The organism is Streptomyces sp. NPDC051987, from assembly GCF_040680735.1.
Classification (GTDB): domain Bacteria; phylum Actinomycetota; class Actinomycetes; order Streptomycetales; family Streptomycetaceae; genus Streptomyces.
In genome coordinates, this window is sequence record NZ_JBFAXI010000062.1 from 19,609 (window position 1) to 46,030 (window position 26,422).

At 73.0% G+C, this 26,422-nt stretch carries 23 protein-coding genes; 15 read left to right on the forward strand and 8 right to left on the reverse strand.

The features are described from left to right. The first annotated feature begins 302 nt into the window (after window positions 1–302). Window positions 303–974, forward strand: a complete 672-nt coding sequence (locus AB0M11_RS28105; protein ID WP_365710255.1) for an O-methyltransferase — start codon at window positions 303–305, stop codon at window positions 972–974. A gap of 27 nt (window positions 975–1,001) precedes the next feature. On the opposite strand, the gene AB0M11_RS28110 is transcribed toward AB0M11_RS28105, so the two are convergent. After that, window positions 1,002–1,391 carry a hypothetical protein gene (locus tag AB0M11_RS28110; RefSeq protein WP_365710257.1) on the reverse strand — a complete coding sequence of 130 codons (390 nt, stop codon included), beginning with the start codon at window positions 1,389–1,391 and terminating at the stop codon, window positions 1,002–1,004. A gap of 92 nt (window positions 1,392–1,483) precedes the next feature. Between AB0M11_RS28110 and AB0M11_RS28115 the strand changes: the two genes are divergently transcribed. Next, window positions 1,484–1,930, forward strand: coding sequence for a DUF1992 domain-containing protein (locus AB0M11_RS28115; protein ID WP_365710259.1), 447 nt, complete (start codon window positions 1,484–1,486; stop codon window positions 1,928–1,930). Between the two features lie 19 nt (window positions 1,931–1,949). Here AB0M11_RS28115 and AB0M11_RS28120 read toward each other — a convergent pair whose 3' ends face one another. Next, window positions 1,950–2,555 carry a hypothetical protein gene (locus tag AB0M11_RS28120; protein WP_365710261.1) on the reverse strand — a complete coding sequence of 202 codons (606 nt, stop codon included), beginning with the start codon at window positions 2,553–2,555 and terminating at the stop codon, window positions 1,950–1,952. Window positions 2,556–2,560: 5 nt separating this feature from the next. After that, a complete protein-coding gene (locus AB0M11_RS28125) occupies window positions 2,561–3,208 on the reverse strand; it encodes a hypothetical protein (protein WP_365710263.1) in 648 nt (215 codons plus the stop codon). Between the two features lie 137 nt (window positions 3,209–3,345). Here AB0M11_RS28125 and AB0M11_RS28130 point away from each other — a divergent pair, with 137 nt between their 5' ends. Continuing rightward, window positions 3,346–3,843 carry a GNAT family N-acetyltransferase gene (locus tag AB0M11_RS28130; protein ID WP_365710265.1) on the forward strand — a complete coding sequence of 166 codons (498 nt, stop codon included), beginning with the start codon at window positions 3,346–3,348 and terminating at the stop codon, window positions 3,841–3,843. On the opposite strand, the gene AB0M11_RS28135 is transcribed toward AB0M11_RS28130, so the two are convergent. Then, a complete protein-coding gene (locus AB0M11_RS28135) occupies window positions 3,836–5,881 on the reverse strand; it encodes an MDR family MFS transporter (protein WP_365710267.1) in 2,046 nt (681 codons plus the stop codon). The genes AB0M11_RS28130 and AB0M11_RS28135 overlap by 8 nt on opposite strands. A 161-nt stretch (window positions 5,882–6,042) precedes the next feature. Between AB0M11_RS28135 and AB0M11_RS28140 the strand changes: the two genes are divergently transcribed. Next, window positions 6,043–6,984, forward strand: coding sequence for a peptidoglycan-binding protein (locus AB0M11_RS28140; protein WP_365710269.1), 942 nt, complete (start codon window positions 6,043–6,045; stop codon window positions 6,982–6,984). Window positions 6,985–7,649: 665 nt separating this feature from the next. Here the strand turns inward: AB0M11_RS28140 and AB0M11_RS28145 are convergent. Together AB0M11_RS28145 and AB0M11_RS28150 are read right to left on the reverse strand one after the other, a co-directional pair. Next, on the reverse strand, window positions 7,650–8,312 hold the full coding sequence (locus AB0M11_RS28145; protein WP_365710271.1) for an HAD-IA family hydrolase: 663 nt from the start codon (window positions 8,310–8,312) through the stop codon (window positions 7,650–7,652). Between the two features lie 215 nt (window positions 8,313–8,527). After that, a complete protein-coding gene (locus AB0M11_RS28150; RefSeq protein ID WP_365710273.1) occupies window positions 8,528–9,109 on the reverse strand; it encodes a TMEM165/GDT1 family protein in 582 nt (193 codons plus the stop codon). A gap of 421 nt (window positions 9,110–9,530) precedes the next feature. Here AB0M11_RS28150 and AB0M11_RS28155 point away from each other — a divergent pair, with 421 nt between their 5' ends. From AB0M11_RS28155 to AB0M11_RS28165, 3 genes are all read left to right on the forward strand, one after another. Then, on the forward strand, window positions 9,531–10,175 hold the full coding sequence (locus tag AB0M11_RS28155) for an HNH endonuclease family protein (RefSeq protein ID WP_365710275.1): 645 nt from the start codon (window positions 9,531–9,533) through the stop codon (window positions 10,173–10,175). Between the two features lie 124 nt (window positions 10,176–10,299). Further along, window positions 10,300–11,925 carry an alkaline phosphatase D family protein gene (locus AB0M11_RS28160; RefSeq protein WP_365710277.1) on the forward strand — a complete coding sequence of 542 codons (1,626 nt, stop codon included), beginning with the start codon at window positions 10,300–10,302 and terminating at the stop codon, window positions 11,923–11,925. A 194-nt stretch (window positions 11,926–12,119) separates the two neighbouring features. Continuing rightward, window positions 12,120–12,737 (forward strand): VTT domain-containing protein, encoded by a 618-nt coding sequence (locus tag AB0M11_RS28165; protein WP_365710279.1) that lies wholly within the window; start codon window positions 12,120–12,122, stop codon window positions 12,735–12,737. A gap of 154 nt (window positions 12,738–12,891) precedes the next feature. On the opposite strand, the gene AB0M11_RS28170 is transcribed toward AB0M11_RS28165, so the two are convergent. Further along, a complete protein-coding gene (locus AB0M11_RS28170; protein WP_365710281.1) occupies window positions 12,892–13,125 on the reverse strand; it encodes a DUF2277 domain-containing protein in 234 nt (77 codons plus the stop codon). A 148-nt stretch (window positions 13,126–13,273) separates the two neighbouring features. Then, window positions 13,274–13,837 (reverse strand): hypothetical protein, encoded by a 564-nt coding sequence (locus AB0M11_RS28175; RefSeq protein WP_365710283.1) that lies wholly within the window; start codon window positions 13,835–13,837, stop codon window positions 13,274–13,276. A gap of 202 nt (window positions 13,838–14,039) precedes the next feature. Here AB0M11_RS28175 and AB0M11_RS28180 point away from each other — a divergent pair, with 202 nt between their 5' ends. From AB0M11_RS28180 to AB0M11_RS28215, 8 genes are all read left to right on the forward strand, one after another. Then, window positions 14,040–14,369 carry a hypothetical protein gene (locus tag AB0M11_RS28180; RefSeq protein ID WP_365710285.1) on the forward strand — a complete coding sequence of 110 codons (330 nt, stop codon included), beginning with the start codon at window positions 14,040–14,042 and terminating at the stop codon, window positions 14,367–14,369. Window positions 14,370–14,735: 366 nt separating this feature from the next. Further along, entirely contained in the window at window positions 14,736–16,367 is a 1,632-nt protein-coding gene (locus AB0M11_RS28185) for a hypothetical protein (protein WP_365710287.1), read from the forward strand. Window positions 16,368–17,051: 684 nt separating this feature from the next. After that, window positions 17,052–18,431, forward strand: coding sequence for a hydrolase (locus tag AB0M11_RS28190; RefSeq protein ID WP_365710289.1), 1,380 nt, complete (start codon window positions 17,052–17,054; stop codon window positions 18,429–18,431). Between the two features lie 304 nt (window positions 18,432–18,735). Continuing rightward, window positions 18,736–20,982, forward strand: coding sequence for a cache and HAMP domain-containing protein (locus AB0M11_RS28195; RefSeq protein WP_365710291.1), 2,247 nt, complete (start codon window positions 18,736–18,738; stop codon window positions 20,980–20,982). A gap of 15 nt (window positions 20,983–20,997) precedes the next feature. Further along, a complete protein-coding gene (gene pgsB / locus AB0M11_RS28200) occupies window positions 20,998–22,458 on the forward strand; it encodes a poly-gamma-glutamate synthase PgsB (RefSeq protein ID WP_365710293.1) in 1,461 nt (486 codons plus the stop codon). After that, window positions 22,455–22,937, forward strand: coding sequence for a poly-gamma-glutamate biosynthesis protein PgsC/CapC (locus AB0M11_RS28205; RefSeq protein ID WP_234536483.1), 483 nt, complete (start codon window positions 22,455–22,457; stop codon window positions 22,935–22,937). Before pgsB ends, AB0M11_RS28205 begins: the two co-directional genes overlap by 4 nt. 43 nt (window positions 22,938–22,980) lie before the next feature. Beyond that, a complete protein-coding gene (locus AB0M11_RS28210) occupies window positions 22,981–24,057 on the forward strand; it encodes a hypothetical protein (RefSeq protein ID WP_365710295.1) in 1,077 nt (358 codons plus the stop codon). 59 nt (window positions 24,058–24,116) lie between these two features. Beyond that, window positions 24,117–26,279 (forward strand): glycosyltransferase family 39 protein, encoded by a 2,163-nt coding sequence (locus tag AB0M11_RS28215; protein WP_365710297.1) that lies wholly within the window; start codon window positions 24,117–24,119, stop codon window positions 26,277–26,279. Window positions 26,280–26,422: the final 143 nt, after the last annotated feature.

A 26,422-nucleotide genomic window follows, 5' to 3' on the forward strand; every position in this document is an offset into this window, starting at 1 on the left:
CGCGACAAGCCCCCACCCACCCGCGCCCCACCGAGCAACCGCTGCCGCCCCTGGGGGCAGGCGCCGGGAACCGCGCGACACCGGGGGCGCCGGCGCCGACGCCCCCGCGGTCACCGTCCTGGCGGCGTGACGCTCCCGAGGCCCGGCGTTCCCACCCCCCGGCCGCCGCCCCCCTCTGCGCCGATCGGCTGAGGCGGACCGGCGGCGGGGCGGTGAAACACCGGCGCGTCCGACGCCCCGATGGTGCTATCCAGGTAGCTGTCAGCGGGCAGCTACCCGAATATGCGAAAGGCAGCGTACGCATGAGCGGCTCTCAGCTCTGGGACGACGTCGACTTCTACTTCACCAGCCACCTCTCGCCGGACGACGAGGCGCTGCAGGCGGCCCTGCGGGAGAGCGAGGCGAACGACCTCCCGCACATCAACGTCACCGCCGGCCAGGGCAAGCTGCTCCAGCTCCTCGCGCAGATCCAGGACGCCCGGAACATCCTGGAGATCGGCACGCTCGGCGGCTACAGCACCATCTGGCTGGCCCGCGCCCTGCCCGCCGACGGCAGGCTGATCTCGCTGGAGTACAGCGCCCGGCACGCCGAGGTCGCGGTCCGCAACATCGCCCGCGCGGGTCTGGAGAAGCTCGTCGAGGTGCGGGTCGGACCGGCCCTGGAGTCGCTGCCCAAGCTCGCCGACGAGAACCCGGCCCCCTTCGACCTGGTCTTCATCGACGCCGACAAGGCGAACAACCCGCACTACGTGGAGTGGGCGCTGCGGCTCACCCGCACCGGCAGCCTGATCATCGTCGACAACGTGGTGCGCGGCGGCCGGGTCGCGGACGCCGAGAACGCCGAGCCCGACGTGGTCGGCACCCGGGCCGCGATCGAGCTGATCGCCGCCCACCCGAGGCTGACCGGCACGGCGATCCAGACGGTCGGCAGCAAGGGCTACGACGGCTTCGCGCTGGCCCGGGTCCTCGACTAGCCGGCCGGGCCGTCCGCGGGGCGTTGCTCAACCCTCGTGGTAGAAGCCGACGTTGACGCTGCGCGGGGCGGTGCGGTCCCGGACGACGATCTCGCCGGAGCCGCCCCGGGGCAGTGCGACCGTGCCGCCGTAGGCGATGGCCTGGGCGTACTCGCCGACCTTCAGCAGCACCTCGGAGGAGGGCTCGGCCTGGGACCCGCGCAGCCAGGTGACCTGCCAGCCGCCCTCGGCTCCGCACAGGAACTCCAGGTGCACCCGGGAGACGAACAGCCAGTCGTCGGGCGTGGCGAGCCGGCAGACCGAGGCGTCGCGGCCCACCCGGAGCACGGCGCCGGGGTCGCTGGGCGCGTCGGCCATGAGCATTCCGGCCGTCTCGCCCGCTTCTCCGGACACGGAGGCCATGGTGAGTTCGAGCACGTGCGTTCCCCCTGCGCGGTTCCCTGAGTCCGTCGTGGATCTCCGGCGCATGATAAAACGCCCGGCCGGGCCGCGTCCGGCACAATGAAGTCATGACCGAGCGAAAGCCACCCGGGGTGCCGTTCGAGTCCTGGGTCGACAAGCAGATCCAGGATGCCCAGCGGCGCGGCGAGTTCGATCAACTGCCGGGCGCGGGCGAGCCGTTGCCGGCCGGCCTGGACACGTCGTACGACGAACTGTGGTGGATCAAGCGGAAGCTGGCCCGAGAGGGCCTGGCCGTGCTGCCGCCCTCGCTCGCCCTGCGCAAGGAGGCCGAGGACGCGCTGGAGGCCGCCTGGGCGGCGCCGTCGGAGCGGATCGTCCGCAAGATCATCACCGAGGTCAACGTGAAGATCCGCGACATGATGTTCAAGCCGCCGCCCGGCCCCCCGCTGGGCAAGAAGCCGTACGACGTCGAGGAGGTCGTACGCGCGTGGCGGGAGCGCCGGGCGGCGGCCGGTGCGGAACCGGCCGTGGAGCCGGACGCACGCGGGGAGTGACGGGGGGCGGCGGGGCGGCTCAGATGTGCAGCAGCCGGTCCGCGAGTTCGCGGTAGTCGCGCAGGGCCAGCCTCAGCTGCTCGGTGTCGGCGCTGCCGGGGTGGTTCGCGTCGGCGGACTGCCAGCTGCCGCGCAGGGTGCGGCGGCGCCGCTCGATGGCGTCGGTGAAGCGGGCGCTGATCTCCTCCACGGCCCGGTCGGCCTCCTCGACGGCCGTGCGCGGCTCGTCGACGAAACCGGTGACCGCCTGCTGCAGCCGGCGCTCCAGCTGTCCGCACTCCTCCGCGGGCAGCAGCTGCGAGCCGGAACCGCCACGGCCCGCGTCCGTGTCGTGCCCCGGCCCTTCGCCGGCCACCAGCACGGCCTGCCCGGGAGCCTCCTCGCCGGCCGTGCGCCCGGAAGCCTGCTGGCCGGCCGTGCGCCCGGAGGCCTCCTGGCCGGTAGTGCGCCCGGGAGCCTCCTGGCCGGCCAGGCGTCCGGGTTCCTCCTGGCCGGGGGTGACACCGCTCACCGAGGCGTCGCCCCAGTCGGTGGTCCTCTCCTCACGTCCCGGTTCCGCGCTGCCGCCGGGATACACGTCGCCGCCGATCGGCTGGCGGCCGGATCCTGTCCTGGCATCGGTCATGTCGGTCAACTCTCCTTCGGGCGGCTTCGGTTGGCGGACCAGGGCAGATGGCCGCCGCTGTCGGCACCGACATCGGCGCGGTGCCGGCCGTGCTCATGGGACGCGGGGCCCACCAGGTCCTCGAAAAGGGAACGGGCCTCGATCATGGCCGTCCGCATCTCCTCGGTCCCGGCCTGGCTGAGCGGGGAGCCGCCCACGGGTGCCAGGGCGGCGCGGTGGACGCGGCGGTAGCCGTCGACGTGGTCCGCGTGGTGCACGGAGAGGGCGGCGACCTGCTCGTCGTACTGGGCACCGGCCGGGAAGCCGCGGGCCGCCGCCAGCTCGGCGAGGAGCCGGTCGGCCTCGGTCACGGACTCGCGGGGGGAGTCCACGAAATGCTCCTGGGCGGTCGTCCAGCGAGCGGTGAAGCGCTCGCGCTCCGCCGGGTCGAGCTCGCGCTCGTGCAGCGAGCCGTGGCGCTGCACCCGCTCGGCCAGTTCCCGCTCGGCCGCCTTGGTGTCGCCGCCGTGCTGGGCCACCGTCCGCTCGTACTCGGGCCCGAAGCGCCGCTTCAGACCCTGCGGGCCGCCCCTGGAGCGCACGGCCAGCAGTACGGCCGCGACTACGACCACGGCGGCCACGATCACGATCGCGATGATCAAGCCTGTGGACATGGTTGCCTTCCGGTGTCTCGGCCCGACGGGCCGTCTCCTCCTTCGGGTGACCCGGACACCGCCCCGCAAACGGCCCGCCGGCGAGGTCCCGGAAACCCGTTGCGCCAGCACCGGGCGGCGGCCGGAGACTACGGTCCATGACCTCCTGGACGATCACACCTGACCACCCCGCCTCGCCCACCGCGCGCTCCCTGTGGCGCGCGTACTACACGGAGGTCAGCGACCGCTGGTACCTGCTCCACGAGGGGCGCCGCACCGACCCGGCCGAGCTGGAGCGGGAGATCGCCGCCCGGCCGGGCACCGAACTCGCCCCGCCCACCGGGCGGTTGCTGGTCGCACGGTACGACGGCGAGCCGGCCGGCAGCGCGGGCGTACGGCTCCTGGACCCGGCCACCGCCGAACTCACCCGGGTCTTCGTGCACGAGCGGCTGCGCGGCCGGGGCGGCGCCGCCCTCCTCGTCACGGCGGCCGAGGACGCGGCCCGCGCCCTCGGGGCCGAGCGGATGCTGCTGGACACCCGGACCGACCTGGTGGAGGCGCGCGCCCTGTACGCACGGCTCGGCTACACGGAGACCGCGCCGCACAACGACGACGTCTACGCCGGGCACTGGTTCCGCAAGGAACTCGTCAGGTGAGCCGGCCGGCCTGCCGGACCGCCGGGTGCTGCGGCTGTTCGCGTTCGGTGCCGCACAGTTCGTCGGTCAGCTCCCGGACCAGGCGGTCCAGGTCGGTGGGCCGGTCCGGGCCCCACCAGTCGCCCAGGAGCGCGGCCAGGGACTCCTCGCGGGCCCTGGCGAGCCGTTCGGCCACCTCCTGGCCCTGGCCGCTCAGGGTCAGGTCGAGGCCCAGCCGGTCGGCGAGGTGCCGCTCCTCCAGCTGGCGGGCACCCTCCAGCACGACGTTCATCGGCACCGGACCGCGCTCGGCGAGCCGACCCGGCTCCACCGAGCCGTACTTCCGGATCCGCAGCAGCAGCCAGCCGGACGCCGGCAGCAGGTCGGCGTACCCGGCCCGTTCGTTGATCCTCCGGTAGATCTCCCGGCGGCCGTCCCGGGTGCCGAGCAGGGACAGCGCCCGGGAGCACTCGTCGTACGAGGATCGCTGGACCGGGTTGGGCGGGATGGTCTCGGACGCGTCCGGCGCGGTGACCGAACCGCGCAGCCGGTCCTCCTTGAGGAACCAGGCGAGGACGAAGCCGAGGACGGCGACCGGAGCGGCGTACAGGAAGACGTCGGTGATCGCGGACGCGTACGCGTGCAGGGCCGCCGGACGCAGCGCGGGCGGCAGCGCGGCGATGCCCCGCGGGTCGGCCTTGAGGGCGTACGGGGTGGCCCCCGGAGGGAGCCGGACGCCCCGGAAGGCGCCGGCCAGCTTGTCGGCGAGCCGGCCCGCGAAGACGGAGCCGAAGACGGCCACGCCGAAAGAGGCCCCGATGGAGCGGAAGAAGGTCGCGCCGGAGGTGGCCACGCCGAGGTCCTCGTAGGAGACGGCGTTCTGCACGATCAGCACCAGCACCTGCATGACCAGGCCGAGGCCCAGGCCGAAGACGAAGAAGCAGCCGCTCATCCCGGCCGTCGAGCTGTGCTCTTCGAGCCGGTGGAGCAGCAGCAGTCCGACGGTGGTCACGGCGGTGCCGGCGACCGGGAACACCTTCCAGCGCCCGGTGCGGCTGACGATCTGCCCGGAGACCGTGGACGACAGCAGCAGACCGATCACCATGGGCAGCATGTGCACGCCGGACAGGGTCGGTGATATGCCCTGCACGACCTGGAGGAAGGTCGGCAGGTAGGTCATCGCGCCGAACATCGCGAACCCGACGATGAAGCTGATCACGGCGGCGAGGGTGAAGGTGCGGATGCCGAAGAGCCGCAGCGGGAGCACCGGTTCGGCGGCCCGCCGCTCCACGGCGACGAAGGCGACGGCGAGCACCGCCGCGACGACCACCAGCCCGACGATCCGCGCCGACCCCCACGGCCACGTCGTGCCGCCCAGCGAGGCCACCAGCACCAGGCAGGTGGCGACGGCGGCGATCAGGAAGGTGCCGAGGTAGTCGATGACGTGGCGGGCGCTGCGGCGCGGGATGTGCAGCGCGGCGGCGATCACGGCGAGGGCGACGATGCCGACGGGCAGGTTGACGTAGAACACCCAGCGCCAGCTCAGCTGCTCGGTGAGCACCCCGCCGAGCAGCGGCCCGAGCACGCTGGTGGCGCCGAAGACGGCTCCGAACAGGCCTTGGTAGCGGCCCCGTTCGCGCGGCGGCACGAGGTCCCCCACGATCGCCATCGACAGCACCATGAGTCCGCCGCCGCCGAGCCCCTGCACCGCGCGGAAGCCGATCAGCTCGCCCATGTTCCGGGCCATCCCGCACAGCGCCGAGCCGACGAGGAAGATCACGATCGCGAGCTGGAAGAGCCGCTTGCGCCCGTACTGGTCGCCGAGCTTGCCCCAGAGGGGGGTGGCGGCGGTGGCGGCCAGCAGGTAGGCGGTGACCACCCACGACAGGTGCTCGAGACCGCCGAGGTCGCTGACGATGGTCGGCAGGGCCGTCGACACGATCGTCTGGTCCAGCGCGGCCAGCAGCAGCCCGAGCAGCAGCGCGCCGATCGGGACCAGCACGTTGCCCGGCACGCGTTCCGCGTCCCTCGCCGGGGTGTGCGTCGCTTCCACGGTCATCGAGACCTCCCGGGGCTTTCGACCGTCTTCCATCGTGGACGGTGTCACCCGGTATGGCCCGTCGAGTCCTTTTGGGGATCCCTGAGACAGGGGGTTCTGAGGAACGTACGTGTGGGTGCTCCGCATAACCTGTGGAGTTCGTGAGGAGAGGGACGAACGCAGTGACGGATACGACCGGGGCTCACCAGTGCCCGGAGTGCGGGACACCGAAGGGGCCGGACGGCTCCCCCTCCTGCGACTGCAACCAGCGGGCCTCCGACGCGTTACGTGACGCGCGTACGGCCGAACAGGCGGCGGCGGAGGACTTCGACCCGCTGCGGATACGGCCGTACATCGACATCGACGTGAAGCGGACCGGAGCGGACGCGGGGACCGGCGGCGAGACCGAGCCGGTGTCGCCGCTGGGGGAGCCGACGATGCCGTTGCCCGTGGTGCCGGAGCCGGGGACCGCGTCCGCGTCCGGCTCCGGGATGAGCGCGTCGTACGACGCCGGGCCCGACGTCTCCCCGGCGGTACCCCGCCGGCGCTCGCGGCGGACCCTGCTGCTGTCCGTCGCCGGGGCGCTGGTGGCGGTGCTCGCCGCGGCCGGTTTCGTGAGCGGCCTGTTCTCCCGGCTCACGCCGGCGCGGGATGCGGCGGGGCCGCAGGACGTCCGGGAGAGCGTCCCGGACGTGACACCGAGCACGGGGTCGCCGTCGGCCGCGGCGCCGTCGGCCTCGCCGAGCCCGTCGGCGTCGAGGTCCGCGACGGCGACGCCCTCGCCGACCCCCTCTGCGACGGCCTCGACCGCGACGCCCTCGCCGACCGCGTCCCGCTCGGCGACGCCCACCCGGTCGGCGCCGGCAACCGGCACCTCCGCGTCGGCGCACCCCTCCGCACCCGCGGTCCTGCGCCCCGGCGACAGCGGTGCGCAGGTCACGGAGCTGCAGCTGCGGCTGAAGCAGGTCGGCCTCTACTCGGGGGACGCGTCCGGCCACTACGACAGCACCACGGAGAGCGCGGTGCGCACGTACCAGCTGACGCGGGGAATCTTCACCGACGAGTCGGGGGTGTACGGACCGGCCACGCGAGCGGCCCTGGAATCAGAAACGACGAAGCCGTAGGGAAGCGAGCCGACGGGGTTGTGCGGGTGGGCGAGGGCGGCGGCGGGGGCGGTTGCCGTTGGGGGGCACCGTGGGTGGGGTGGGCGCGGGTGGGGTGGGCGCGGGGGTGGCTGCGGCTGGCAGACCACTGCGGGTGGGGATCGGCAGGGGTGGCTGCGGCCGATAGGACACTGCGGGTGGGGGTGGGCAGGGGTGGCTGCGGCCGATAGGACACTGCGGGTGGGGGTGGGCAGGGGTGGCTGCGGTCGTGGGTCGCTGCGGGTGAGTGGGGGCTGATCGCGCAGTTCCCCGCGCCCCTTACGGGGCACGTCCTGCCGCGGGCAGCCGTGTCAGCACATCCAGCCGCAGGCAGTCGAGTCAGCTCGTCCAGCCGCGGGCAGTCGAGTCAGCTCATCCAGCCGCAGGCAGTCGAGTCAGCTCATCCAGCCGCGGCAGCCGTGTCAGCTCATCCAGCCGCGGGCAGTCGTGCCTCCCCCAGTGCCTTAAGGGCCTGGGAGGTGCCCCCAGGGCGGCACGGGTGGGCGCGGGCGGCACCCGGCAAGCGCCGGTGAGCGTCCCCACCCCCACCTCAGGCACAGCCGACCGCCAGTGGTCCCCACCTCAGGCACAGCCGACCGCCAGTGGTCCCCACCTCAGGCACAGCCGACCCCACCCGGCGCCCCACCTCACGCCGCGTCGAGGCGTACCTCGAACAGGCCGTTGCCCACCGGCTCCACCCGCACCCCCGTCAGGTCCCGCACGACCGCGTCCGGCCCGTGCGCCGCCGCCCCCGCGCCGACCCCGACGACCCGCATCCCCGCCGCGCGCCCCGCCGCGATCCCCGCGGCCGAGTCCTCGAACACCACGCAGTCGGCGGGAGCGACGCCCAGTTCCGCCGCCCCCTTCAGAAAGCCCTCGGGGTCCGGCTTGCTGGCCCCCACCGACTCCGCGGTCACCCGCACCGCCGGCAGCGCCAGCCCGGCCGCGGCCATCCGGGCCATGGAGAGCGGCACGTCCGCCGAGGTCACCAGCGCGTGCGGCAGCCCCTGGAGGGAAGCGAGGAAGGCCGCGGCGCCGGGGATCTCCACCACGCCCTCCGTGTCGGCGGTCTCCTCCGCCAGCATCCGCGCGTTGTCCGCGAGGTTCTGCTGCACCGGCCGGTCCGGCAGCAGCACCGCCATGGACGCGTGCCCCTGACGCCCGTGGACGACCTTCATCACCTCGTCGCCGTCCAGCCCGTGCTGCTCGGACCAGCGCCGCCAGATGCGCTCCACGACGGCGTGGGAGTCGACGAGGGTGCCGTCCATGTCGAGCAGGAGGGCGCGGGCGGTGAGGACGGTGGCCGTCATCAGGCAGCTCCTAGTGCACAGGCCGAAAAGCAGGCCGGGAAGAACAAGGCGGCCCCGCCCGCCGGTCAGGGAAAACGGGCGGGAGCCACTTTGTTTTCCTACGGTACAAAATAGAGCGCCGATCTCGCCACCGCCTTCGCCGACCGTTCACCGACTCTTCAGCTCGCGAGCGCCCCACCCCGGCCCCGACGCGGCACGGCGCGGCACGGCGCGGCTCAGCCCGCGATCGCCTCCCACAGGCTCCACACGCCCAGCGCCAGCATCAGGACCGCCGCGATCTGCGTGATCAGCCGCAGCGGCACCTTCCTCATCAGCGCCTTGCCGCCGACGATGCCGAGCCCCGCCACCGCCCACAGGCCGAGGACCGCGCCGAGGCCGACGGACAGCGGGTCGTCGTAGCGCGCCGCGAGGTTCGCCGTCATGATCTGCGTGAGGTCCCCGAACTCGGCGACCAGGATGAGCATGAACCCGGTGCCGGCGACCTTCCAGAAGGACTGGTCGGCCGGCCTGCGGATCTCCTCTTCCTCCTCGCCCTTCTTCAGCAGCAGCACGGCCGCGCCGCCGAGGAAGAGCACACCGGTCAGCGCGTGCACGATCTGCTGCGGGAGCAGGGTCAGCACGCTGCCGGCGGCGACCGCGAGCACCACATGCAGGAGGAAGGCCGCGGCGACACCGGCGAAGACGTACGACGCCCGGTAGCGCGTCCCCAGGACGAGACCGGCGAGCGCGGTCTTGTCGGGCAGTTCGGCGAGGAAGATGACGCCGAAGACGAGCGCCGTCACGGTGATGCTGATCAAGGGTCCTCAATCGGTCGGGGCCACCCCACCGAGAGCACCGCTCTGCGCGGACGGACACCTCGGCACGGCAGCACACACGGGCACCCGTGCCGAACGGCACGGGCGTGCACTGCTTGCCGAAGGTCTCGCTGGCGGTCCCACGGCCGAGCCGGCCGAGGTCCGCCTCCGGGCGCCGGCTCAGACGGGCTGAGCAGTATGTCGACGGTCCGGCGAAGAGCTACTCCCCTTCAACGCCGACCAGCCTACGTGACTCCACCGGCGACCCCAAGGCCGGAGCCCCCGCCTGTGAGGCACGCCGCACCCCTTGTCGTGTCATGAACACGTCATTAATTTCTTACCGAACGCTCACCCCACGGCAACACGGCGGCGCGAGCATTCCCTCGCTCGCGCCCCATGTCCCCACCCCCACCAGGGAGTTCGCATGCCGAAGTTCTACGCGCGTCGACGGCTCAGCATACTCGCGGCCTTTACCGGACTCATAGCCTCCGCCGCACTGTTCAACTCCCCGAGCGCCTCCGCCGCCCTGCCCACCCCGGTCAGCGCCGCCACCGCCCGCACCTACCTCGCCTCGCTCACCGTGGCCACCGAGAACCGCACCGGCTACGCGCGCGACCTCTTCCCGACCTGGGACACCATCAGCGGCACCTGCAACACCCGCGAGTGGATCCTCAAGCGCGACGGCACGAACGTCGTCACCGACTCCGCCTGCACCGCCACCAGCGGCTCCTGGTACTCCCCGTACGACGGCGCCACCTGGACCGCGGCCTCCGACGTCGACATCGACCACCTGGTCCCGCTCGCCGAGGCCTGGGACTCCGGCGCGAGCAAGTGGACCACCGCCCGGCGTGAGGCCTTCGCCAACGACGTCACCCGGCCGCAGCTGCTCGCCGTCACGGACAACGTGAACCAGTCCAAGGGCGACCAGGACCCGGCCACCTGGATGCCGTCCCTCACCTCGTACCGCTGCACCTACGTCCGCGCCTGGGTCCAGGTGAAGTACTACTACGGCCTGTCCGTGGACTCCGCCGAGAAGAGCGCCCTCACCAGCTACCTCTCCGCCTGCTGAACCAGCCGGCCGGCTCCCGTCCGGTACCTCGTTCCCCCGCCGGAACCTCCCCACCGCCCTCCGTCGTTCCGTACCGTACGGGGCGACGGGGGGCGAGCCGACCGAGGAAGAGGGCGGGGCGATCGTGGCCGGACTGCGTCTGGGACCGCTGCTGAGATACACCGACGGCTCGTCGGCGACCGTCTGGGTCGAGGCGAGCCGTCCGTGTGCCGCCGAGGTGCGCTGCGCGGACGGCGCCGGCGGCACCGCGCGCACCTTCCAGGTGGCCGGCCACCACTACGCCCTGATCCCGGTCACCGGGCTGACTCCGGGCACGTCACCGTCGTACGACGTCCTCCTCGACGGCACGCGCGTGTGGCCGCTGCCCGGCTCCTCCTTCCCGCCCTCCGTGATCCGCACCCGGCCCGCCGGTGACGGCGTCGACGTCGTCTTCGGCTCCTGCCGCTGGGCCGCTCCCCCGGCCGACGGCCAGGACCCGGTCGGCCCGGACGCCCTGGACAGCCTGGCCGCGCGCATCGCCGCCGGCGGCGAACGGCCGGACCTGCTGCTGCTGTTGGGCGACCAGGTGTACGCCGACGAGACCTCGGCGGCCACCCGGCACTGGCTCGCCGCCCGCCGCGACCTCGCGGACCCGCCCGGCGCCGAGGTCGCGGACTACGAGGAGTACACCCGCCTCTACCACGAGTCCTGGCTGGACCCGGAGGTGCGCTGGCTGCTGTCCACCGTGCCGAGCTGCATGATCTTCGACGACCACGACGTGATCGACGACTGGAACACCTCCGCGGCCTGGCTGGCCGACCTGCGGGCCACGCCCTGGTGGCAGGAGCGGCTGCTGAGCGGGCTGATGTCGTACTGGGTCCACCAGCACCTGGGGAACCTCTCCCCGGCCGAACTGGCGGCCGACCCGCTGTACGCGGCCGTCCGCTCCGCCCCCGACGGCACGGACGCCCTGCGCGCCTTCGCCGCCCGGGCCGACGCCGACCCGGCCTCGGTCCGCTGGAGTTACCGGCGCGACTTCGGACGGGTCAGACTGCTGATGGTGGACACCCGGGCGGCCCGGGTGCTCGACGAGCGAAGCCGCGCCATGCTCGACCCCGGCGAGGCCGCGTGGCTGCGCGAACAGGCGCTGGACCGGCGGGAGTCGTACGACCATCTCCTGGTCGGCAGCTCACTGCCCTGGCTGCTGCCGCATCTGGTGCACGACGTCGAGAGCTGGGACGCGGCGCTGTGCCGGGGTGAACGCGGCGCCCGCTGGGCCCGGTTCGGGGAACGGCTGCGCCGCGCGGCCGACCTGGAGCACTGGGCGGCCTTCCCGGCGTCCTTCGCCGAACTGGCCGGCCTGTTCGCCCGGACCGGCTCCGGACCCGAGGCGCCCGCCTCGATCTGCGTGCTCTCCGGCGACGTCCATCACGCGTACGTCGCCGAGCCCGCGTGGCCCGCCGAAGCCGCGCCCGACTCCCGCGTGCTGCAGCTCACGTGCTCCCCCGTCCACAACTCCGTGCCGCCGACGGTGCGGGCCGGCTTCCGGTTCGGCTGGAGCGCCCTGGCCCGGCTGTTCGGTCGCCGCCTCGCCCGGCACGGGCGCTGTGCGCGACCGCCGGTGACCTGGCGGAAGCGGGGCGGCCCGTGGTTCGGCAACCAGCTCATGACCCTGACCCTGGAGGGCCGTTCGGCCCGGCTGCGGCTGGAGCGGGCCCAACGCGACGGCACCCTGCGGACCGTGGCGGAATCCGTCCTCACCACCTCGTGAGGGAGAACGACGCCGCGTTGCGGGCAGGTTGGCCTCGGGGGCGGCGCATGGCCGGCCCATGCCGGCGCATGACCTTTCCCCGATAACCCTTTGCCGAACATACAGATCCCCCGTGACACTCCTGTCACACCTCCCGCGTACGCTGTACGGCTGTCGTCGGGGGGCGCAACAGGACAATCGCGGGGGAAACCGTCGTGTGGGAAAGCATGGGGTCGCTGGAGGCCGGGCCGTGGATATACGCCATGGTGGCCCTCTCCGTGCTGCTCGACGTGTGGGTGCCGGTCCTGCCGAGCGGCGTGCTGGTCATCACCGCGGCCACGGCGGCGGCGGCCGGCACCGGCGCCTCGGCCGGACAGGTCCCGCCGCACGCCCTGCCGGACATCCTGGCGCTGACGCTCTGCGCGGCCACCGCGTCGGTCCTCGGTGACCTGGTCGCCTACCGGCTGGCCCGGCGCGGCGGGGCCCGCCTGGACCGCGCGATCGCCCGCTCCCGACGGCTGAGCAGCGCGCAGGAACGTCTCGGCGAGGCCCTGTCCCGGGGCGGCGGCGCGCTGGTGATACTGGCCCGCTTCGCTCCGGCCGGCCGCTCGATCGTCTCCCTCGGCGCCGGCGCGACCCACCGCAGCGTCCGCGACTTCCTCCCCTGGTCCGCCCTCGCGGGCCTGACCTGGGCGGTCTACAGCGTCGCCCTGGGCTGGCTGGGCGCCCAGTGGCTGGGGGCGACCTGGATGGCCACGGCGGTGTCGGTGGCGGCCCTGTTCGGGGCGGGGGCGGGGGCGGGCTACCTGATGCGAAGACGCCGTCCGGCGTAGGCCGAGTTTCCAGGGGTCGGTGGGCGCGCCGCTCACTCCCCTGCGGGCCGGTGGGGGCTTGTCGCGCAGTTCCCCGCGCCCCTTACGGGGCGCTGCAGCCGGCGTCGGTGAGCGTCCCGGCCCCCATTCACGCAAGCGCCCCGGCCCACTTCGGTCAGGCCCCGCCCCCGGCCGCCGTCCGCCCCCGCACCTCCAGCCCTCCCAGCAGCGCGGCCGTCGCCTCCGCCACCGCGTCCACCGCCCGCTCGAACACCTCCCGGTTGTGCGCGGCCGGCGCCCGGAACCCGGACACCTTCCGCACGTACTGCAACGCGGCAGCACGGATCTCCTCCTCCGTGGCCTCCTCGGCCAGCTGAGGCGGACGCAACGTCTTGATACTCCGGCACATGTCCCCAGTCTCCCGCAGCCCCGTCTCCCCCCCGCGAGGATCTTCCCCACGCCGAAGCTCGCCGCCCTGCTTCCCCGCCCGGCCACCGCGTCCTCTGCCTGACGGGCGAGGAGGCGGCACGCACCCTCCCCACCACCGGAAATCCGCGCTAGCGGCCGGGGGTGCGGGCGGCGGCGACGAACGCGGCCATCTTCTCGCGGCTCTTGACCCCCGGCGCGGTCTCCACGCTGCTGGAGACGTCCACGCCGTAGGGCCCGAACTCCTCGACGACACCCGCCACGTTGTGCTCGTCGAGGCCGCCGGCGATCACCACCCTCCCCGGCACCTCGCCGACCCAGCGGGGAATGTCCGCGAACACGCCGCTGCCCGCGCTGGCGTCGTAGAAGAAGTACCGCAGCGCCTCCGGCTTCTCGGGCGGGGTGCCGGCGGCGAGGGCGAGGTTCGGGATGTCGGCCGCCTCGTAGATCTGGATGACGTCGAAGTGCTCGGCGACGGCCGCCGTCTCGGCGTGTGCCAGGGCCACCGCGAAGGTGGCGATCCGCCCCCGGGCGTGGCCGGCGAGCGCCACGGCCCGCTCGGGCGGGCAGTACCGCTTGCTCTTCGGCGTGACGACGATCCCGACGGCGTCGTACCCCAGCTCGACGGCCCAGTCGATCTGCTGCTCCTGGGTGAGCCCGCACACCTTCACGAACGTCGACCGCTGCCCGCTCATCAGCCCTGCTCCGTCCTCCCGCCCGGCGGGAACGTGATCCTGTCGTCCAGGTTCTCATCACGGGCCGGGGCACGGTCGCGGTCGGGCGGTTCGACGAACGGCGCCTCGTCTCCCCGGGTCTCGCTCGAACGGCCCTCGCTCGAACACACGAGCCCCATGAACGAACTCGCCACCTAAAATCGAACAGGCGTACCATTGCCGTGTGGCTGCGACCTATGACTTTCCGAGTGACCTCCTCGCCGGTCAGGAGGAGCTGCATCAGGTCCGGGCCGAGCTGTCGGCCCTGCTGAAGCGGCTCCCCTGGTCGGTCGAGCCGCTGGACGGATTCAGCGACCAGGGCGGCTGGCGCAAGGTGGAGCGCCCCGCCTCTCCGGGCTGGACCGAGGACGAACAGGCCGCGGTGGAGAAACTGCGCCGCCGCGAACACGAGCTCGCGGTCTTCGTCAGCTGCCACCGCTTCTGGGCAGAGGTCACGGCCCCCGACCGCATGGACGCCCGAAGCCGCCTCAAGCACGCGCACGAGACGGACTGAACAGGAGAGGGCTGCGGCCGTCCGGCGCTCTCCGGCGGCCCGTCGGCGCGGACGGCGGCCAACCGCCGCCCACCTGCCCGCGATCCTGCGCTTGTCCGGTCACGCGGCGAGGGAGAGGGTGGGGCGGGCTCCTGCTTCCAGTGAGGGTGTGGCCGCGGTCGGCGACCTGGTTTTCATGTGCTGCTCGGCGAGGGTCCCCAGTGTCGCCGTGCGGACGGCCGTCCCGACGACCTGGGCCCTCGCGAGAGCCTGCGGAGCCCGTGCGATGATCGGCCACCTGTTCGTTGGCCTGTTTTTTGGCTTGTTCGTTGCCTTCTCCGTTGACCTGTACGTTTCCGAGTTTTGACGATTCCTCTGGAGCCCCCTGTGCGTCGGCCTCTCATCGCACCGCTCTCGCTCGTCGCCGCCCTGGTGAGCATCCCCGCAGCCGGCCCCGCCTTCGCCGACACCGCCGACACCGTGCTGCCCGTCGTCTCCTCGGTCGGAGGTGACCCGGACGACGCCGGCTACCTGGAGTTCCACGCGACGTCCGACACCGCGATCGACGCCGGCTCCATCACCGCGCAGCTCACCCTGCGCGCCTCCGGCGACCGGCCGGTGACGACCGTCACCGGGTTCACCCTCGTCTCCGGTACCGCGGAAGACGGCACGTGGCGCAGCTCCGACCGGATGGCCCTGGGCACCCACGGCGTCTACGACACCACCGTCGACCTCGCCGACGCGGACGGTGACCACCCGGCCTACGTCGGCCGGGGCGTCGTCCGTTTCGAGGACGTGCCCGTCTTCACCGACACCGCCCTGGACCGGACCACGGTGGACTTCGAGCACCAGACGGTGACCGCCACCGGGAAGGTGTCGACGTTCGACCCGGCCACCGGAGCCACCAGCCCCGGCTGGACCGGGAGCGAGGTCTACCTCACCGGGACACGGTCGGCGGGATCGAGTCCCTACGAGATCGGGGCCGCCGTCCAGGCCGACGGCGGCTACCAGGTCACCGCCCCCGTGCGCAACTCCGTGTACGTGTACGCGGTGCAGCAGGACGACCAGACGGTCGGCACGGACCCCGTACAGGTGTCCAGGACGACCAGCCCGACCCGGGTCGTCTTCGACAAGGCGGCGGACACCGCCGTGTACGGCCGCTCCTACACGGTCGGCGGCACCGCGCAGTACCTGAGCCCGACGACGAGCACCTGGACGCCGCTGCCGGCCGCCGACCACGACACCGAGGTGCTCCTGACCGGCCCGAACGGCACCCACGCCTACGAGCTCGGCACCGGAGGCCGGTTCAGCGAGACGCTCGCCACGGTGACCGGTGACACCAGCTGGACGGCGGGCGTCGGAGGCTTCGCCTTCCTCCAGGGCGGCAACGCGCAGGCCACCCTGCACGCCCTCTCGCACTCCACCCTCGCCTGGTCCGACCACACCTTCACCGGCGCCGGGGCGGTCCGGGTCAAGGGCCGCCTCAGCGCCTCGGCGGGCCCGCTGCCCACCGGCCGCGTCCAGCTCCAGCAGTCGGCGGACGGCCGTACCGGCTGGACGACGGTGGCGACGGTGACCCCCGACGCGACGGGCGCCTTCGACGCCTGGCAGACGCTGCACAAGCCCACCGGCCACCTGCGCCTGTACTACCCCGGCAACGCGGACGCCACCGCCACCACGACCGGCGTCGTGCACCTGACCCGTGCGGTCACCCGCATCACCGGCTTCAACGCCTCGCCGGAGCCGGTGCGCAAGGGCCGGACCCTGACCGTGACGGGGACCCTGCAGCGCCAGAACGGCTCCACGTGGACGGGCGTGTCCGGTCAGCACGTGACCATCCGCTTCCGCGTCGCCGGAGGCAGGACCAGCACCGGCATGGCGACCGTGACCACGGGCAAGGACGGCAGGTTCACCCTCGCCTTCACCGCGAAGCAGGACGGCACCTGGAGCGCCGCGTACACGGCGACCAGCGCGTACCTGAACAGCACGTCCGCCGGCGACTACGTCGACGTACGCTGACCGCTTCTCCCGTCCGGGAGCGGCACCCTGCGGGTCGGCTCGGTCCAGGGGGCGAAGCGGGGGCGGGCGGGTTCGCGGGCGTTGGCCGGAGCGACGAGCGCGTGCAGCAAGCCGGCAGGATCGCCCGCAGGAGCAAACGAGCCGCGCCGCCCCGCACCTGGCGACCGGACCGGAGAGAACGGGAGAGGGGGAGCCGCCGCCGGGTCCGTGACGGTGCCCGCGACACTCGCGCACGGCAGCGCACCAGCGCCTGGACCGCCGTCGGGTACGCGACGTCGAGCGGTGGCGCGCGAGGCCCTGACGTCGGCCGACGTCGTCCAGTTCCCGTCGGCGTCGCGCTCGCGGCCGGACACGGGCCGCCCGCCCGAGCGGTCCGCGGCCGACCGGCCCACGCGGTGCCGCACCGGCGGAACGGCGGCAGGCCGACGCCCGTTCCGGCGCAGGCGGCTCCCGGTCCGGCAGCGCCGCCGAGGCCCGGCGGCCATGTGCGGATGCAACGGCATCCCGGTGCCGTCGCCCCTCGGCCGGAGCGCGGGGACCCAGCCCGGCGCGTACGGGAGGGGCCTGCCGTATACAAGTGACTGCGGCTGCCTCCAGAGGCGGCGGATCCGGCTGACGCTGTGGCGGTACGGTGTGCGACAGTCGATCGCCGGTTCCGCGATCGCCGACGAACAAGGGGGTTCCATGAAACACCGCCGCCCGCGCCCACGCCGCCAAGTGATAGCCAGAGCGGCCGGCACGGCGAGTGCGCTGGCCGTCGCCCTGGGTGCGGGGATGACGCCGGCGATGGCCGCCGGGAACAACACCGCCAAGCCGGCGGCCAACGGGTTCTCGCCCGACCAGACCGACCAGACCGAGCAGGCCGACCAGACCGCGCCCTGGGCGCCCACGAACGACGAGGCGGTGCTCCAGAAGTCCCTCGGCGCCAAGACCCTCAGCGCCCAGACCCTCGCAGCCGGCCGCGCCAACACGAACGGTCTGCAGCTCACCATGCCCGCCCCGACCGGGAAGTACAGCGTCGGCATGGTCGGCCTGCACCTCATCGACAAGTCCCGGACGGACCCGTACGTTCCCGGCAGCAAGCCCCGCGAGCTGATGGTCTCGCTCTGGTACCCGGCCACCAGCACGTCCGGGCACTACCAGGCACCCTGGATGCCGTCGATCTCCGGCGCCCACTTCCTCGCCACCCGCCACCTGTCGCCGCAGCAGGTGACCCTGCCGAGGACCGCGGGCCACGTCCTCGCCCCGGTGAACACCAAGCTCGGCAAGCTGCCCGTCCTGCTGTACTCGACCGGGCTGCACTCGGACCGCGCCATGGGCACCGCCCTCGCCCAGGACCTCGCCAGCCGCGGCTACCTGGTCGTCACCGTGGACCACACCCACGACGCCAACGAGGTGCAGTTCCCGGGCAACCGGCTGGAGCTGAACAGCATGCCGGCGGGTGCCCACTCGTCCGACACGCTGAAGGTGCGCGCGGCCGACATCAAGTTCGTCATCAACCAGCTCAGCACGCTCAGCAAGGGCGGCAACCCCGACGCCGGCAAGGCCACGCTCCCCGCCGGGCTGACGAAGTCGGTGGACATGTCCCGGATCGGGATGTTCGGCTGGTCGCTGGGCGGCGCGGCGGTCGCCACCTCCATGCAGCTCGACAGCCGTATCGCCGCCGGGGCCAACCTGGACGGCCAGTTCTTCGGGTCGGCCCAGAACAAGGACCTGAAGCGCCCCTTCATGCTCTTCAGCTCCGGCAGCCACAACCGCAACAACGACTCGTCGTGGCGCACGATGTGGTCGCACCTGAAGGGTTACCGGGTCGACATCAAGCTCAAGGGCTCGGCGCACCTGTCCTTCAGCGACAACGAGTGGATGGTGCCCCAGCAGGCGCGCCTGCTGGGCATCTCCCAGTCGCAGCTCCAGCAGCAGTACGGCACCATCGACCCGACCCGGGCGGTCAAGGTCCAGAGTGTCTACCTCGCGGCCTTCTTCGACCAGGAGCTGAACAAGAAGCACAGCACCCTGCTCGACGGTCCCTCCAAGACGTACCCGGAGATCTCCTTCGTCCCCTGACCGGACGACCGACCGGAGAGGCGAGGGGCGGGTCCCGTTCGCGGGTCCGCCCTTCGGCATGTCGGGGCGACCGCCCCGCGCGGGCCGGTCTCCTCCGGTCTTCTCCCCCCTGGCCAGTTCACACGTACGACACTGGCATGATTATGTGATGGTTATGTGATGGCGCGAGGCTAGAGTGTTTGCACCGTCAAACTTCGAACTTCTGGCGCCAGTTGAGGAAGGATCCGCTGCCCTGCCCTCCGCCCCCCGGGCGCCGCGCCGACACCGCGTCCGCCGCCGCGCCGATATGCCGATGCTTGGCGGGGTGCGCCCGCCGATAGCCGCTCTCGTCGTCCTGCTGCTGGTGGTCGCCGTCGTCACCGTGATCGGCCTCGACGGCATCCACGCGACCCGGGTGCCGCAGGCCGTGCTGAACGGGGAGCAGCAGGTCGCCGCGGACACCGCGCTGTCCATGCGCACCGCGATCGACGTCGAGGCGAGCTCGGTGCACCGCACGGCGAACACCTACCCCGCGACGAGCGCGTCGACCCCCGCGACCACGCTCAAGGCGCTGACCTCTGCCCGGAAGGCGGTCGTCGGCAGCGCGCTGCTCGACGCGCGCACCGGCAGACTGCTGGCGGCCGGCGGCAAGTCGGTGCCGCTGGCGGGGGTGGACGTCGCCAGGACGGCGTCCGGGCACGGCGTGCTCCGGCCCCGCCTGGTGACCGAGAACGGCACGCGGGAACTGCTGTACTTCGCCAAGGTCACGGTGCCCGCACAGCAGGACGACGCCAACCAGGACCAGCTCGTGAACCGGCCCGACCGGCAGTGGCTGCTCGTGGTCTCCGAGGTGCTCCCCGCCCTCACCACCTACGGCGACGGACGCGCCGCCGCGGTGCTCGACGCGGACGGCACCGCACTCGCCACCACGTCCCGGGGCACGGCGGCGCCGTCCGCCGCCGACGGCGGCCTGCCGGTGACGGCGGCCCGTGCGGCGAAGCAGTCGGGGAGTGACACGGACGCCTCGGGCAGTCTGCTGGGCGCCACCACGGGCGGCCGGCACACGGTGGCCGGCTGGGCCCAGATCGCCTCGGCGACCGGTCCGGGCACCACCGACGACCTCGGTCTCGTGGTGTTCACCTCGCGCACGGTGCCCGTCACGCCCGCCGCCGCCGACTACCTGCCCTTCGCCCTGAAGGCCGCGGGGGCGCTGGCCGGGGTCGCGCTGCTGCTCGGCCTGGCACTGCACTTCTTCGTGCAGCGGCCGCTGCTGCGGCTGTACCTGTCCGCCGGCCGGCTGGCCCGGGGCGCCACCGAGGACGGGACGGCCGCGCTGGAGGAGCTGTACCGACCGGTTCCGGTGCACGGCTTCGGGGAGATGGCCCGGATCGGGCGGGCACTGGAGTCACTGCGCAGGCAACTGCTCGGCGAGAGCGGCCCCGAGGAGATCCCGGCCCGGCGCGGACCGGGCTACCGGGCGCTGGCCGTGGCCGGCGTCGTGGTGGTGGCCTGCTGGGCGGTGCCGATGATCTCCGTGCTGAACCGGGCGGACGCCGCGACCGCCGTTCCCGCTCCGGTCCTCGCCGACCAGCAGGCGCGCACCGAGGTCGCGGCGAACCGGATCCGGCAGTCCCTCGACCAGTCGTACACCGACCTGACCGAGACGGCCGCACGGCTGCCGGGAACGAGCCGGGCGGACCAGGCCAAGGCGCTGCGGCGCGCCCTCGCCGACCATCGGTCGTACCGCTCGCTGTATCTCCTGGACCGCTCGGGCGGCATCACGCTGAGGGTGGGCGAGACGCCGCTGCGCACCCTCGTCCACGTGCCCCGGGGCGGCGGGATCACCACCGTCAACACCTCGGGCCGGATTCCGGCGATCGCGGCCTACGCCCAGGTCCGGACCGTCGCGGGCAAGGCCCCGGCGGCCGGCGTCGTGCTGTTCGGCGAGATCGACGTGAAGGCTCTCAACTCCCTTCTGCCCAGGCCGAAGCTGGGCAGCGTCTGGGTGACGGACCGCAACCACCGGGTGCTGGCGGCGAGTGTGGGGTACCGCGCTTTCCAGGCGCTGCCCGACGCCGGCCTGACCCGCCTCGCCCGCTCCACCCAGGGCGCCCCGGGAACCACGGGCACCGCGACCTCGGCGGTGCTGCACACCTCCTCCGGTCCGTCGCTGGACGCCGCCGCACCGCTGGCGCAGAGCGGCCCGACGGCCGGCCTCGGCTGGCACGTGGTGACCGCGGAGCCCGCGGCAGCGCTCCAGATCCCCGCGATGCAGGCCCAGCAGCGCACCATGCTCGCCGGGATCCTGGGCCTCACCCTGAGCGCGCTCTGCCTGGGCTGGCTCCATGTCCTGGTGATCCGGCCCCTGCGCTCGGTCGCCGTGCTCGTCGCCCGGCTCGCCGGCGGAGACCGCCGTACCGTGCTGCACCCGGTCAACCACGACGAGATCGGTTCGGTCACCCGCAGCCTGGAGCTGATCCGCCAGGCCCTGGCGGAACAGGACCGGGCAGCCAGATCCGGCCGTGCCGCCGGGCCCTACCGGCCCCTGCGCGAGAACACCCTCCAGCGGTAGAAGGACGGAATCGGCATGCTCTTCCTCTATGTCATAGTCCTGCTCTGCTGCGTCGGACTGTGGATCGCCGGAATCCTCGAACAGCAGCGGCACTTCGCGTCGCTGGAGCAGATACCCACGCGGGTGCTGGTCAACGGCATCCGCGGCAAGAGTTCGATCACCCGGCTGTGCGCGGGCGCCCTGCGCGGCGGCGGTCTGGTCACGGTGGCCAAGACCACCGGAACCGCGGCCCGGTTCATCCATCCGGACGCCACCGAGGAACCGATCTACCGCAAGTTCGGGCTGTCCAACATCGTCGAGCAGATCGGCATCGTGCGCCGGGCGGCGACCTACCGGCCGGACGCGCTGGTGATCGAGTGCATGGCGGTGATGCCCGCACTGCAGGAGATCAACCAGGAGAAGCTGATCCGTTCCACGATCGGCGTGCTGTGCAACGTCCGCGAGGACCATCTGGAGGAGATGGGGCCGACGCTGGACGACGTCGCCCGCTCGCTCTCCCGCTCCATGCCGGTGGGCGGGGTGTGCGTGACGGCGGAGAAGGACCGTTTCCACATCCTCCAGGAGGAGGCCGACGCCCGTAACTGCAGGCTGGTCTACGCCGACCCGGAGATGGTCACCGACGAGGAGCTGCGCGGCTTCAGCTGGTTCACCTTCAAGGAGAACGTGGCGATCGCGCTCACCGTCGCCGAACTCCTCGGCGTGGAGCGGCACACCGCGATGCAGGGCATGTGGGACGCGCCGCCCGACCCGGGCGTGCTGTCGGTGGAGCGCTACATCACGCCCGACGGCGGGCGGCTGCGGTTCGCCAACGTCTTCGCGGCCAACGACCCCGAGTCGACGCTGATGAACGTCAAGCAGCTGGAGGACCTGGGTGCCATCAGGCGGCCGCTCCACGCGGTCATCAACTGCCGCCCGGACCGGGTGGAGCGCAACGGCCAGATGGGCGCGATCGTCCCCGACCTCGGCGCCGAGACGGTGTTCCTGATCGGCCACCCGACCAAGAGCGCCCGCGACGCGATCCCGGCCGGCTTCACCGGACGGGTGGTGGACCTCGGCGGCGACCGCCGGGATCCCGCGGAGGTGACCGCGGCGATCCTCGCGGAACTCGGCCCGGCCTCCTCGCTGGTGGCGATCGGCAACATCCACGGCCAGGGCGAGCTGTTCCTGGAATGCCTCGCCGAACTGCCGCTGGACGAGTCCGAGGAGCTGCTCGACGCGGTTCCCGGCGGCGACGGACTGGACCAGGAGACCATGCAGATCGCGTTGGTCCGGCCGCAGATCGCGACGGCCCGGCCGCCGGAGCCGGAGCCGTACAGCTGGGTGGCGCCGCTGGAGACGACGATGGCCTTCCACTTTCCGGAACAGCGCGAGCTGGCCCGCCGGGTCGCCGCCCGCGAGGGCCGGCCCGACGGCCGGAACGCCGCAGACGACCCGCGCCACCCGTACGATCCGTCCCAGTCCACGAGGAACCCGTGATCCCCGCCAATCTCAACGCACAGACCGCCGCGCTCGGGATCGCCCTCGGGCTGGTCTTCTCGCTCGTCTGCTATCTGACCACCAACCTCTCCCCCGGTGGGATGATCACCCCGGGCTGGATCGCCCTCACGCTCGTCACCGACGTGCAGATGGCCGGGCTGATGGTCGGTGTGGCGGGGCTGACGTACTTCATGACGAAGCTGCTGCAGCGCACGGTGATTCTCTACGGAAAGCGGCTGTTCGCGGCCGTGGTGCTGTGCGCGGTGCTGATGCAGACCACCGTGATGCTCGCCCTCAGCCATGAGTTCCCGTTGCTTTATACGTCACAGACCCTTGGTTTCATCGTGCCCGGCCTGGTCTCCTACCAGATGGTCCGTCAGCCGCTGGCGCCCACGCTCATCTCGACCACCGCGGTGACGCTGGCCACCTACGTGGTGCTGGTCTCCGGTCTGCTGATCGGCGTCCTGCCCACCGCCTGACCCGGCCACCGCCCGCTCACCTCGCGTTTCAGGAGGATCGTCCATGCATTCCCAACACGCCGGCAGACGCAGCCAACCGAACCGCCGCGCCCTGCTCGGGACGATCGCGGGCGTCGCGGCCGCCGGGGTGGCGGGCGGGTTCGCCTGGGACCGCCTCGGGCACGACAGCGGCGACGCCGCGGCCGACGACGGCACCGGCACCGGCCCGAGCTCCCGGCCCACCGGAGCCCACACCTTCGAGCGGCTGACCGCCCCCGACCGCACCGTGGCCCGCTCCGCCGACGGCGGCACGCTCGCCACGTTCACCGACGGGGCGCGTACGGCCGTGCTCACCGGGCCCGCCCGTACCTTCAGCGAGCCGCGGACCACCGAGGCCAAGGTGACCACGGACGCCTGGGTGCGGGTGCTGCCGCACGCGTGGCAGCAGGGCATGGAGAAGTCCGCCTGGTTCAAGGGCTGGTTCCCCAAGGCGCTCGCCGACACCAGCCCGGACGTCTTCGCGGTGGCGTTCCAGTACAGCAGCGCCGGGGCCCGCGACAAGCGCAACGCCGACGGTGTGCGCTACGCGGGCACCGCGCACTTCGGCCCGCGCAATTCCAAGGTCAGCAACCCGCTGGACTTCGCCTACTACGACGAACAGTCCGACTTCTTCGACTATCTGGGCGTGCCCTGGGACTTCCCGGACGGCACCCGGGTCCAGCCGGAGCAGGCCCGCTACGGCTGCGTCGACTGCTCCGGCTTCCAGCGGCTGGTGTGGGGCTACCGCATGGGCATTCCCATGCACAACACCAACACCAAGGGCGTCGGCCTGCCGCGCCGGGCGTACGCCATCGCCGCCTACGGCCCCGGGCGTCTGATCATCCCCCAGACCGACGAGCGGCCCACCGATCTGGGCGTCCTGCAACCCGGTGATCTGGTCTTCTTCGCCATCATCAAGGACCGCCCGAACTTCATCGACCACGTCGGCTTCTACATGGGCCTCGACGACCAGGGCCGCCACCGCTTCTACTCCAGTCGCTCCGCCGCCAACGGGCCGACCATGGGTGACCTGTCGGGCCACGCGCTGCTGGACGGCACGGACTTCTACGCCCGCGGCTTCCGGGCGGCCCGCCGCCTGTGATCCCGCCGCCCGTGCCCCGCCGCTCCACCTGACCTGCCGATCCGAGGACCCCCACTGCCATGACCGCCATCCCCGCCGTCCGGCCCACCGGAGCGCACCGAGGCCGCCGGGCGGCGAACCGACGCCCCGGCCTGCCGGAAGACGCCGCGCGCTGGGAGCGCCCGGCGCTCGCCGCGGTGCTGGTCGTCGCCACCGTGCTGTACTCCTGGGGCATCGGGCACGCCGCGCTGCACCCCTTCTACGGGGCGGCGATACGGTCGATGTCCAGCGGCTGGCGGGCCTTCTTCTTCGGCGGGCTCGACGCCAGCGGTGCGATGAGCATCGACAAGCTGCCCGGCGCCTTCTGGCCCGACGCGATCTCCGTCTGGATCTTCGGCCCGCACACCTGGGCGGCCGCGCTTCCGCAGGTCGTCGAGGGTGTCCTCACCGTATGGCTGCTGCACCGGATCGTCCGGGCCTGGGCCGGTCCGTTCGCCGCGCTGACCGCCGCGCTGGTGCTCACCCTGACCCCGGTCACGGTGGTCCTCACCCGGGCCACCATCCCGGACACCGCGCTGACCCTGCTCCTGGTGGCGGCCGCCGGGGCGCTGCAGAAGGCGGTGCGCACCGAACGGCTGCTGCCACTGGTCACCTGCGGTGTCTGGGTGGGGCTCGCGTTCCAGACGAAGATGCTGCAGGCCTGGCTGGTGCTGCCGGTCTTCGCCGCCGTGTACCAGCTCGCCGCACCCGGAACGGCGTTGCGTCGGGCGCTGCGCGTCCTGCTGGGCGGTGCGGTCGCGCTGACGGTCTCCTGTCTCTGGGCGCTGATCGCGTGGGCGACACCGGCCGGCAGCCGCCCGTACCTCGACGGGACGACCGACAACAATCCGTTCGCCCTGGTCTTCGGCTACAACGGCCTGAGCCGCTTCAGCAGCGATTCCACCGCGTTCGGCGCCGTCGCCGGCACCGCCACCAGCCGCACCACCGGCAACACCGGCTGGGACATGCTGATCAACAACACGGTCGGCCCGCAGGTCGCCTGGTTCCTGCCGCTCGCCGTGCTGGCCGCGGTCCTGGGCGTCGTCTGGCGCACCGGGCGGCCGCGAACCGACCTGCTGCGCGCGGGATTCCTGCTGTGGGGCGGCTGGCTGGCCATGCACACCCTGGTGTTCAGCGTCTCCAACGGCAACCACGCCTACTACACGGCCGTCATCGCCCCGGCGCTCGCCGCACTGGCCGGCGGCGGCCTCGCGCTCTTCCGGTCGGAGTACGAGGCGGCGCACGAGCCGGAGCACGAGCCGGAGCAGGGAGGGGACCACGAGCCGGAGCTCGGGCAGGAGCGGGGCCCGGAGCACGGGCAGGAGCGGGGCCCGGAGCTCGGGCAGGAGCGGGGCCCGGAGCACGGCCAGGAGCCGGAGCCGGAGCGCGAGCCGGTGCCCTGGTCGCCGTACCTGTGGGCGCAGGCGGCGCAGCCGTGGTCGCCGCAGGTGCCGGTGGCCGAGTCCGAGCACGGGGCGGCGCCGGCGCCTGCGCCTGTGCGGGGCAGCCGGCGGCACTTGGCGCTGCCGGCGGCGATCGCGCTGACGACGGTGTGGGCGCTGGTGCTGGACTGGCCGACCCGGTTCGTCTCCTGGCTGCTGCCGGTCGCCGTGATGCTCGCCCTGTGCGCCGTGGTGGGCCTGTGGAGCCGCGGGCCGCGCACCTCGCCCCGGATGGTCCACGCCGCCCTCGCCGCCGGGATCGCGGCCACCCTGGTCGTACCGGCCGGCTGGGCCTTCTCCAGCCTCGACCCGCTCTACGCGGGCGCCGCGGCCTCGCCGATGACCGGTCCGGTCGGCAACTCGTACCACGAACACCAGCACCGCGCCCCGCGGCGCGTAGGGCTCGGCCGGCCCAGCGCCCGCGACACCGCCCTGCTCGACTACCTCTCCGCGCACCGCGACGGCGAGAAGTACCTGCTCGCCACCCAGGCCGCCTACACCGCGGAGCCCCTGCTGCGCGCGAAGACCGAACCCATCCTCGTCATGGGCGGCTTCACCGGCGACACCCCCTTCCCCACCGCCCAGCAGTTCGGCAGCCTCGTCGCCGCCCACCAGGTGCGCTACGCGCTGCTCACCACCCAGCGGCCCACCAGTGCCACCACCACCTGGGTGAAGTCGCACTGCAAGCGCGTCCCGCCCACCGCCTACGGCCGCCGCGCCGACGGCAGCTTCAGCCTCTACGACTGCCGCCCCCGGAAGTAGGGCGAGGCTCCCCGGCAGAGGGGCCGCGGACACGTCGACGGCCCCCCGGTGTGATCACCGGGGGGCTCGAGACCCTGGACGACCCGAAGATCCTCCACCCGACCGACGCGATCATCCGTACGGCCGTGACCTGCGTGTGCGGC